Origin of the sequence: Cylindrospermopsis sp. CR12 (assembly GCF_001432185.1) — a bacterium.
GTDB lineage: Bacteria > Cyanobacteriota > Cyanobacteriia > Cyanobacteriales > Nostocaceae > Raphidiopsis > Raphidiopsis raciborskii.
On the sequence record NZ_LMVE01000086.1, the window covers coordinates 77,229 to 88,471 of the forward strand.

The window sequence follows — 11,243 nt, forward strand, 5'->3', positions numbered from 1 at the left end:
TGGGCTTTTTATTTATCTACAGGAGGTTTTAATCATTCTAAATCCTCTAGAAGCTCTCCAAGTTCGCTTTCTGATAAATCCACCAATTGGAAATCAGAAGCACTATAAAATGACGAGTTAGCCGAATCGGAATTAGTGAGATACAAACCTAAACTTTGTAAATATGTTTTCGCTATATTCTCGATAGTTTGATCATAATGTATATTCCTACTATAAGACCATTCAACTTGCAAAATCTTATCCTGTATTTTGGCATTGATAGCTAAAATATGGGTACGCTGTTGTAAGGCAAATACGCCTGCTCCTACGGGAGCATCACTGACACTAAAGTTATGATTATCCCCTAATGGACTGTCCAGGCTACCTAGATAATTAAAACTAATATCAGCATTTTTACTCTCTTTTAAAGGCTGATTTAGGTTGAGATAACGTAGTAACCCAAAACTAATTCCATGGTGAGGAATCGTTCGTAATTGGTTTTTAATCTCTTTGAGGAGAATTTCATGATTGTCTGGATTGGTTGGTTGTTTAAGCAAGATAGGATAAAGACAGGTAAACCACCCCACTGTTCTAGAAAGATCCAAGTTATGGCCTATGTCTTCCCTACCATGTCCTTCTAAGTCAATCAGCCACTGATCCGATTTGTATATACTGATGAGGGTATTTAATAATGCAGCTAACATAATTTCCTGCACGCTAGCGTGATAGGTAACAGTCGCTTGTTTTATCAGTGTTACGGTTTGTTCTGCAGTAAGGTAAGTGGATATAATTGCCGTGCTATCCACAGAATTATTGCCTGACTTATCCACAGGTAGGGGAGTAATTACAGCATTCAGAATATCCTTCCAGAATGGAGTATCTTGAGTCATTTTGGAGGATGCCAAGCTGTGTAAGTGTGTAGTCCATGACCTATAGGATGCTGTTTTTACAGGTAGAGAAAGGGGGGAATTAGGTTGTTGTAGTTGGTCTAGTTGATCTATAGTTTGTTGGTAGGCCTGATTTAAGTCTTCTAGCAAAATACGCCATGACACCGCATCTATAATTAAATGATGAGCAAATATAAACAGCACGTCACCATAATTATTCAAGTTTCTACCGCAGAGAATTCTTATTAATGGCGGTCTGTCAAGTTTAAAACTGCTATGTTCTGTTTCTAATGCTGAATTTAAAAATGCCAGGTGGGTAGTTGGTAAATAATGGCTAAAATCTATAATTTTCACATTGGGACTTTTGGCCTCACCCACATAGAACTGTTGCCATTCCCCTTCATTTTCGGCAAACCCAATGCGGAAAATATCGTGATGAGATACCAAGGTATGTAGGGCTACTACTAATGCATCCGTGTTTACGGGTTGTTTGCAAGTCAAGGCCACAGACTGATTCCAGTGATGGGGATGGAGAAAGTTTTGGGCAAAAAACCAATTCTGAATGGGGGAAAGGGGAATAAACCCAGTTAAAGGCTCAACAATTTCCGTTTGCGTTTCCATCAATTTAGCCCTGGTGGCTATGCGGGAAAGGGTTTGTCCCTCGAAAATATCTTTGGGGCTAATTTCCCACCCTGCTGCACGAGCGCGAGTTACCATTTGTAAGCTGATAATTGAGTCTCCCCCCATTTCAAAAAAATTATCCTGCGGATTAACGGTTTCTAGTCCCAGTAATTCTATCCAAATTTGGGCGAATATTTGTTCTATATCCGTTTTGGGTATGACTTCCGTACTTGAAAAATCGGGTGTTGCTAACCTCTGGCGGTCTATTTTACCATTGGGAGTTAGGGGCCATTCATCTACCACTATGACCGCACCCGGAATCATATAATCAGGTAATATTTTGGCCAGGTGTTCTTTTAAATCATTTGGTTGTTCCCTACCCTCCACTGGTTTTATCAAAGCGTATCCCAGAATACGATTACGTCCTATTAAATCTGTCCGCAGTACAGCTAATGCACTCTCTACAGCCTCGTGTTTAGTTAAAGCCGCTTCTATCTCTCCTAACTCTATACGATAACCGTTAATTTTAACTTGATTATCATAACGCCCTATAAAGCGAATGTTGCCTTCTGGATCATAAACAGCGCGATCGCCAGTTTTATAAAGCCTAGATCCTGGTGTTTTGGTAAAGGGATGGGGAATAAATAAAGCTGCTGTCAAACCAGGGCGTTGTAAATAACCACGTGCTAAACCAATGCCCCCGATATAAATTTCACCGATCACACCGGGAACAACTGGCTCTAAAAATGAGTCCAGAAGGTAAATTTCCACATTGGGGATTCCTTTGCCAATACTTGGTTCCCCAAGCAAGTGGGTACAGTCTATTAAACTGGCACACACTGTTGCCTCTGTGGGTCCATAAGCATTAAAACATCTCCGTTGCCCTCTACCCCAGCGCCGTAGCAAATCTCCAGAAACAGCTTCTCCAGCCAAAATCAAGGTCTGTAATCGAGGCAAGTCTTGGGTATCAATTGATGCTACTAACGATGGAGGAAGGGTGACATGGGTAATTTCCCAGTTTGTTAATTTCTGCCACAGTTCGGAACCAGGAGAACGATGTGCCTGGGATTGTATATATAACACAGCCCCACTACCCAAGGACATAAAAATCTCCGCTATAGCAGAGTCAAAATTCAAAGCAGCAAATTGATAGACACGACTTTTTGCTGTGACACCAAAACTCATTGTCTGACATTGCACCAGGTTTTGAATTCCAGAGTGGGTAACTAAAACACCTTTTGGATTACCAGTAGACCCAGATGTATAAATTACATAAGCCAAATTTTCCGGTCTCACCTTTAAATTCAACCTGGGATGATTCCCCTTTGATTCCAAATTCCTAATATCTAAGACTTGGAGATTTTCTTGTAATGGCAATCCTATGATGTTGTTAGTCAATATTACTGATACTTGACTATTTTCTATAATAAATCTTAGCCTATGATCAGGATAACTACGATCCAAAGGTAAAAATGCTCCACCAACTTTTAATACTGCCAATAGGGAAATAATATACTCAATACCAGGGTCAAAATACAACCCAACTATGGACTCATGAGCAATGCCAGTATCTACCAGTTGAGTCGCTAGATTGTTAGCACGGTTTTCCAGCTCACCATAGGTAATGCTATACTCATCACAAACCACAGCAATGGAATCAGGTTGGAGATCAGCATAGTATTCAAATAACTGATGAGCAGTTTTAAACCCCCCCTCTATTATGGTATTACCTTGATTACAAGTGGTTAATTCTTCCCTGTCGGAGATTGACAAAGCTGGAACTTTCGCCAGTGTTTGTTCCGGTTTAAATGCCATATTGACTATGATATGGCGAAAACGTGATATCATCTTTTCCGCAGCATTACCTGACAAAAACTTTGTTTGATAGTTTAGCTTTAACAACAACCCCTGATCAGGAATGACACCCACAGTTAACGGGTAATTAGTTCTTTCATAGAATTGAATGTCATCAACCCTGAAATCCGGTAACTGTTTCTTTAAATTTTGGTCAACAGGATAATTCTCAAACACCAGCAGACTTTCAAACAAAGCTAAACCTGCTAGATTCAAATCTTTTTGGATATCAGCCAATTTGCTATATTCATACTCTCGCATTTCCAAATGTTGCTGTTGAATATTTTGCAACCAATCAGTAAGGGATAGACTAGGGTCAATTTTCACTCGCATTGGCAAAGTATTGATGAAAAGTCCCACCATATTTTCCATGTTCGATAATTCTGGCGGTCTACCAGCAACAGTTACACCAAACATCACATCTTCACCTGCACCATGCTTTTGTAAGCACATTGCCCAAGCACCCTGAACAATTGTATTTAGCGTTAACCTTTGACTCTGGGCCATTTTTTGCACTAGATCAAATTCTAAGTCATCTAATCGTAATTCTACCTCTCGATATGCACTGGAATTATTTTCTAGGTCAGGAATTTCCCAGGCTAAACGAGTACCAGTAGAAATCCCTACCAAATATTTTTGCCAAAATTGTTTAGCCCTTAGTTGATCACGACCTGTTAGCCATTGGATATAATGTCGGTAGGGAGGAACAGGTAGCAAGGAGTGGGGAACTCTTTCAGTAGCTGATTGGTATACGCTTAGTACCTCTTTAAAAATAACTGGTAATGACCAACCATCAAGAATAATATGATGATGACTCCACAACCATTGCCATGTGGAATCGTCCAGACAAATAAGAGTAAATCGCATCAGAGGACTATCATTGAGATTAAATCCCTGCTCCTTATCTTTCACTAAGTATTCGCCCATTTTCTCTATCTGTTGTGCAGGGGATAGGTCGCGCCACTCCTTATAAATCAGTGAAAATCCAGTTCCCTTGTTGACAATTTGCAGGGGTTGATCTTGCTCTTCCCAAACAAAACAAGTACGTAAAACTGGGTGTCTGTCTACAATGACTTGCCAAGCATAGGCAAATTTATCAACATCCAATTTACCAATTATCTTCCCAGTTACTTGCTCAAAATAAATTCCTTGATCTGGTTCATAGATGGCATGGAACAGCATTCCCTGCTGCAAAGGAGAAAGGGGATAAATATCTTCTAAATGGGGATATTGATTTTGCAAAATATCCAATTTTGACTGGTTAAGTTGCGCAAGAGTAAAGTCTGTAGGTGTGTACTCACCCACACCCACCTCTGTACAGAAGTTCACGACTTTTAGGAGATTACTCTTGAAATCAGACACCCAGCGATTAATAGTTGATGCTTGGTGCAAATTAGAACTATATAACCAGTCAATACGCAATTCTCCTTCCACAACAATAGCATTAACATCAATGATGTGGGGACGTGTAGCTTGGGGATCTCTGGTAGGTAATCCTTGAGAATTTAATAGGGTAAAAAATTTATGTCTAGCACCACCCTCGTTTCTCACTTGACCAAGATAATTAAAGCTGATTTCAACTGCTGATGCTAACAACGGTTTTGTTTCCTGATCAAGATATTTTAAAATTCCATAACCAAACCCACGTTGGGGAACAGCACGCAATTGTTCTTTGACACTTTTAATAATTTCTCTAATAGCTTCCGTTTGAGAATCACCTTTTGGCAAATCCAAACTCACGGGGTAGAGAGTAGTAAACCAACCCAGAGTACGGGTAACATCTAAATCTGAAGATAATTCCTCTCTACCATGACCCTCTAGCATAATTTGGACGTAGGAATTTTGGGTTATGTCTGCCAGAGTTTTTCCCAGAGCAGCAATTAATAATTCCTGAGGGTTAGTCCGGTAGGTTTTATTAGCTGTAGTCAGCAAAGTTAGAGTTTCTTTTGCTGTCAATTGGCAACTAACTGTGCTCACAGAATACTCTAGATTTTCAGCTAGGGACTCAGGAAAATCTAACGGTAGTTTTGCCGATTTTCTAGCCAGGGTGTTTTGCCAAAACAACTTTTCACTCTGAATATTATGGGAGTTGACATAGCCATGTATGAACTCACACCATTTTTGCCACGAGGTAGTCTTAAAAGACAGTTTATTGCCACCAATTACGTCAACTAAATCTTGTAGCAAAATCCTCCAAGACACACCATCAATAATCAAGTGATGGATGACAATCAATAATTGTGACGGGCGATTCGCTCCCAGATTGAACCACTTTACCATGTAAACTGGTCCCTCGGTCAAATTTAGCGATTTTTCACTTTTTTCCCTGACCTCCTTCATGATTGAATTTTGCTCAATTTCACTTTTTAAGTCCAGATCAACTACCTCCCAAGGAAATCCATCATCTTGATCCTTCTCTACATAAAATTGCCGCCAACCTTGCGACTCCTTTTGAAACCTAAGTCGGAAATTATCGTGGTAGGCAAAAACCACCTTGATTGCTGTTGCTACTTGGGTCACCTGCAAAGAAGGATCTACCTGTAGTAACAAGGTTTGATTCCAATGATGGGGATTAGAAAGTTTGAGATCAAAAAACCACTGTTGGATTGGACTCAGGGGAACTTCACCTGTGGGTATATTATTATTTTCAGCTGCGGCAAAACTTTGCAGATCGGTTTGTTCTTGTATTGCCAGGGCCAATCTCTGGACAGTTTGTTGTTCGAAAATTTGCTTAGGGGTTAATATCCAACCTTGGGAACGCATTTCTGTGATCACCCGCAACGCTAAAATGGAGTCACCACCCAAGTCAAAGAAGTTATCCTCAATGCCAATCTCTTCTATACCTAAAACCCGTTGCCAAATGTGACATAACGCCTTTTGTGCATCAGTTTCAGGAGGGATAAAACTCCTTTTTGTGGTTGACTGATCCCAATCGGGTAAGGGTAAAGCTCCACGGTTAATTTTGCCTTGATTGGTCAAAGGTATGGCATCTAAAAATACAAAAGCTGCTGGAACCATATAATCAGGTAAACTCTCCTTTAGAGCTTTCCTTAATTCATTTCTATCAATTTCATTATTATTTATACTTCTCAGGACAATATAGGCTACTAATCTCCGGTCTTGATCTGAGGTTGAGTGGACAGTGACCACAGATTCAGATACTTGGGTTAATTTATTTATAGCTGCTTCAATTTCCGCCAATTCAATTCTAAACCCACGTATTTTCACTTGGGAGTCACAACGTCCCAAATATTCAATATCACCATTTCTCAATCTTCTGGCCAAATCTCCGGTACGATACAATCTAGCCCCCGGTTTTTGACTGATAGGGTTGGGAATAAATCTTTCTGCTGTCAAAGAAGGGCGGTTTAGATATCCTCTTGACACACCCATTCCTCCTACATAAATTTCCCCAGCAACTCCATAAGGTACCGGTTCAAAATAGCTGTCTAGTATGTATAGACACAAATCAGGAATAGGTATACCAATTACACTACCACGGTTTTCTAAAATGTCTTCTGCCAAAATTTGACGATAAGTAACGTGAACCGTAGTTTCCGTGATTCCATACATGTTAATCAGCCTGGGATGACTATCACCATAACGTTCAATCCAAGGTTTAAGACTTTGCAGTTCTAATGCTTCTCCACCAAAAATAATTGCCCTCAAATTATTCAAAGGATGGGTGAATTCTTGATCAGCTCTGATCAGTTGACGAAAAGCTGAAGGGGTCTGATTGAGAATGGTTACCTGTTGGGTTGCTAAAAGCTGTCTAAAATCATGGGGAGAACGACTTTCAAGATAGGGAACTATTACTAATTTACCACCATACAATAATGCTCCCCACATTTCCCACACTGAAAAATCAAAGGCAAATGAGTGAAACATTGTCCATACATCTTTCTCATTAAACTCAAACCATTTTTGAGTGTTTCTCATTAATCGGAGGACATTTTTATGAGTAACTAAACAGCCTTTTGGTTTTCCTGTGGAACCACTGGTGTAGATAATATAGGCTGCTTGTTCCGGGAAAATCTTCGAGATTGGATGCACCAATTGGTTGGTAGGTTTCATGGTGTCAATTAACAAAAGTTCTGGTATTTCCCCGGGAATTTTTGCTCTTAAGGGTTCCGTGGTAATTACCAACCTAATACCACTATCTTGGGCTATGAAGTTGAGTCTCTCTGCTGGATATTGGGGATCTAAGGGAACATAAGTTGCACCACATTTTAAAACTGCTAGGATGGAAGCTACTAATTCCAGACTACGTTCTTGGAAAATTCCTACTCTGGTTTCTGCGCCTACTCCTTTTTCGATTAGGTGACTTGCCAACTGGTTTGATATCTGATTTAATTTCTGATAAGTTAATGTCCTTTCTGATTCAATTAGAGCAACTTTTTCCCCATAAGTGTTTACTATATGACTAAAAACATCAACTAAATTTGTCGCTTCAACTTCTTGATCACTGGCACTAGATCCAAAAGACAACAGTTCTCTTCTTTCTTCTGTATTTAGCCAAGGTAAAGTATCAATTTTAGTGTCGAGGTTCCCAATAACTGCACTTAAAAGTTGCTCATAATGTCTTAATATATCCTCGGCTGTATGGGCTGTAAATAAATCTGTATTATACTCTAATGCGGCTATCCATCCTTTTTCAAATGTGGGTTCTAGCATTAAACTAAGATCAAATTTGGCTCCCCCGTTATCTAAATATACAGGTTGAACCGTCAACCCAGGTAACTTAATTTCTTCAATCGGTGCATTCTGTAGAGCGAAAAGACTCTGAAAAACCTGGGAGTGGGCAGGATCCCTTGTGATATTCAGTTTATCAATTATTATTTCCAATGGAACTTCTTGATTAGCAAAAGCCTCCACACAGGTTGAGGCCACTTGTTGCAACACCTGTTTAAAAGAAAGTTGACCCGTTAAACTGCAAACTATGGGTAGGGTGTTGATAAAACAACCAATCAAATTTTTCAATTCACCCCTGTTGCGATTAGCACAAGGAGTACCAATGATAATATCCGTTTGTCCAGAGTAACGAAACAAGAGAATTTGATACACCGCCAATGTGACCATAAAGAATGTAACCCCCTCTTTTGCGGCCACAGCTTCTAAGGAATCTATTAAATCCCTGGGTAGGGTTTTACGCAATACTGCACCACTAAAGGTCTGTAAGGCGGGACGATTTTTATCTGACGGTAAATCTAGAATCGGTAATGGTAAGGCTAATTTCTTTTGCCAATATGCTAATTGATCTTGAATTCTTTGTGTTTGTAAATAGGTCTCTTGCCACTCGGCGTAATCTCCATATTGAATTGGTAGTTCGGGTAATGAAATTTCTGCCCTGGAAACATACAACTGAGTTAATTCCTGAATGAATATACCCAAAGACCAACCATCACTAATGATGTGGTGAAGATTGACTAAAAGGATATGTTCTTTATTTGATATTTTATAGAGCGTTGCTCTCAACAATGGACCTTTAATTAGATCAAACAACTGACGAGATTCGTCCTCTAAGATTTTTTTAATGGTTAGTAATCGGTCATAATCAGACCATTTTTCCGGGGGCAATTCTAGGTTCCTATGTTGTAAATGAAACTGTTGTTCACTACGAACCAACTGTACAGGTTCACCATTTTCTAGCGCAAAAGTGGTTCTGAGAATTTCGTGACGATTGATAATGTAGCGAAAACATTTCTCTAGAAGAGTAAAGTCTAGGTCACCCAATAAATTTAACCCTATGGGAATATGATAGGCCGTATTGCCCGTAAACATTATTTCCCGGTACCAAAATTGTTTTTGACTTACAGACAGGGGCAATACGTAAACTTCCATGGTTTAAGTGATTAGTATTCGTTACAATTAGAAAGGAGTAGTCGCTTCCCTTAAGATAATATCGAAGAACTGGTGAAGATTTAGGGGAGATTTGGTGTAGAAATCGGGGAGAATGTTGTGGTTTTTTGACAATTAATCTAAAGGAATAGTTTAATGGTGTAGCCCAAAACCCTTGGAATAATAGTACAAAACCTATTAAATTTAACAACTCTTGCCTTTTTTAACCTTTCGCTACGTAGTTATAAATTTCCCCGCCGACTTACTTACTTTAAATTTACATCCTTTTGTCTAAGGATATTTATCCAATAGTCATGGTCAACATTCTGATCGCCTGTCACTAGTTCTTCGGAAGTGGGGTTGCTTCTCATAAAGTCTACCAATAACACAATCCGCGTTTTATTAGATCTATTCCAGGCTTCATGTTCGTAAGTATCGTCAAAAACTAAGCATTTCCCCTCCTGCCAATTTTTAGTTTCCTTATCCACTCTGATAGCACAATTGTTATCAGGTACAACCACACCCAGATGACAGCGAAGAACTGCTTTGCTCACGCCAAAATGGGGACCTATATAAGTCCCTGGAGCTAAAGAAGAGAATCCAGCTGTTATCATGCCAGGTATATTTTCCACAACTCCAGCCGTTTTTGGACAAAGCCTGCAGTTCTCTTCTAACCTTTGTCCAAAAGCGTATAGTCCTAGTACCCCCCAACCATGGTTGTAGATATTCCTCTCGGGCCAATCTATGAAGTCTGCTGGCTGTAATTGCTCCAGTTCTTTACGGATATCAGGCCAACTTGCCTCCAAAGCAGAAGTAAATGGGAAAATTGCAGGATTGAAAAACATATGAACTAGGTTACGGTTTTATCTCTTGCTAGAAGTAAAAGTACCACATTGTGTCTTAAAAAGTCAACTATAATTTTTGAGGTAATTTTAAAACAAAGACCCTAAGGAATCTGGGAATGAAATTGGAAGATACTAAGAGCTTAGTAACTGGTGCTGCTAGTGGGATCGGACGCTGCATTGCTCTAGAACTAGCCAGTGCAGGTGCTACAGTGGTTGGTGGAGATGTAGATATGGAAGGGCTAAAAAGCCTGGAGTTAGAGGCCAAAGAATTACCTGGTAAGATCTATGTCTTACAATTGGATGTAGCAAATGAATCAAATGTTAAAGAATTTATCTTTGCTGCTTGTGAAAAAATCGGCCATCCTAATACCCTTATCAATAATGCAGGCATTCTTAGAGATGGTCTATTAGTTACACAAGATGAGGATGGCTGGCTCAGAAAATTACCAACAGCACAATGGAAGCGAGTGATTGATGTAAATTTGACGGGTGCTTTTTTCATGGCCCGGGAGTTTGCTGCTGTAGCTATCGAGCAAAATGTTTCTCCAGCACTGATCGTCAATATTTCTTCTGTAACTAGATCAGGAAACCCTGGACAATCCAATTATAGCGCATCAAAAGCAGGGCTGGATGCAGATACACGCACCTGGGCTTTAGAATTAGCTCCCTTCGGTTTTCGAGTAGCAGGTGTAGCTCCTGGACTAACAAATACTCCTATTTTGAGCCGAGTATCACCCACAGCTTTAGCTGATATGACCGGAAGCATACCCTTGAAACGTATTGCTGAACCTTATGAAATCTGGCAAGCAGTGCGTTTTATTATTGAGTGTGACTATTTTACTGCCAGTGTTATAGATGTGGATGGAGGAGCCAGATTTTAGCCAAAAAATTAAGACAGGAAAAATTCTGTAAAATGTGAGTGGTTAATAGATACTAGAAGACGGTAAAATGTATAACAACGAGCAAAGCGATAGTACAATTTATTTGGTAGTAGTCAACCATGAGGAACAATATTCCATTTGGCCTAAATGGAAAGAAGTACCATTAGGTTGGCGTGCAGCAGGTAAAGAGGGAAATAAAGCAGAATGTTTAGCCTATATTGAGGAGGTTTGGACTGACATGCGTCCTTTAAGTCTAAGACAGGCAATGGAGAAAGTTAATACTTAGTTTCATTTCAGTAAATATCTGCCCAATTCTACCCAAAACTTTTAGTTTTGGG

4 protein-coding genes are annotated in these 11,243 nt (G+C 39.7%); 2 read left to right on the forward strand and 2 right to left on the reverse strand.

From position 1 onward, the window contains the following. Nucleotides 1-32: 32 nt before the first annotated feature. Both ASL19_RS09980 and ASL19_RS09985 read right to left on the reverse strand, forming a co-directional pair. The gene (locus tag ASL19_RS09980) at nt 33-9,182 is read right to left on the reverse strand and encodes a non-ribosomal peptide synthetase (protein ID WP_072149121.1); all 9,150 of its coding nucleotides are present in this window, start codon (nt 9,180-9,182) and stop codon (nt 33-35) included. 263 nt (nt 9,183-9,445) lie between these two features. Continuing rightward, nucleotides 9,446-10,024 (reverse strand): aspartyl/asparaginyl beta-hydroxylase domain-containing protein, encoded by a 579-nt coding sequence (locus ASL19_RS09985; RefSeq protein ID WP_057178217.1) that lies wholly within the window; start codon nt 10,022-10,024, stop codon nt 9,446-9,448. A gap of 116 nt (nt 10,025-10,140) precedes the next feature. Between ASL19_RS09985 and ASL19_RS09990 the strand changes: the two genes are divergently transcribed. Next, nucleotides 10,141-10,905 (forward strand): SDR family oxidoreductase, encoded by a 765-nt coding sequence (locus ASL19_RS09990; protein WP_057178218.1) that lies wholly within the window; start codon nt 10,141-10,143, stop codon nt 10,903-10,905. A 67-nt stretch (nt 10,906-10,972) separates the two neighbouring features. Continuing rightward, complete coding sequence (locus ASL19_RS09995; protein ID WP_006276683.1) at nt 10,973-11,191, forward strand: MbtH family NRPS accessory protein; 219 nt, start codon at nt 10,973-10,975, stop codon at nt 11,189-11,191. Nucleotides 11,192-11,243 lie beyond the last annotated feature (52 nt).

Coding starts and splice junctions, on each gene's coding strand:
- ASL19_RS09980 (WP_072149121.1), bottom strand. CDS start 9,182: ATGGAAGTTTACGTATTGCCCCTGTCTGTAAGTCAAAAACAATTTTGG.
- ASL19_RS09985 (WP_057178217.1), bottom strand. CDS start 10,024: ATGTTTTTCAATCCTGCAATTTTCCCATTTACTTCTGCTTTGGAGGCA.
- ASL19_RS09990 (WP_057178218.1), top strand. CDS start 10,141: ATGAAATTGGAAGATACTAAGAGCTTAGTAACTGGTGCTGCTAGTGGG.
- ASL19_RS09995 (WP_006276683.1), top strand. CDS start 10,973: ATGTATAACAACGAGCAAAGCGATAGTACAATTTATTTGGTAGTAGTC.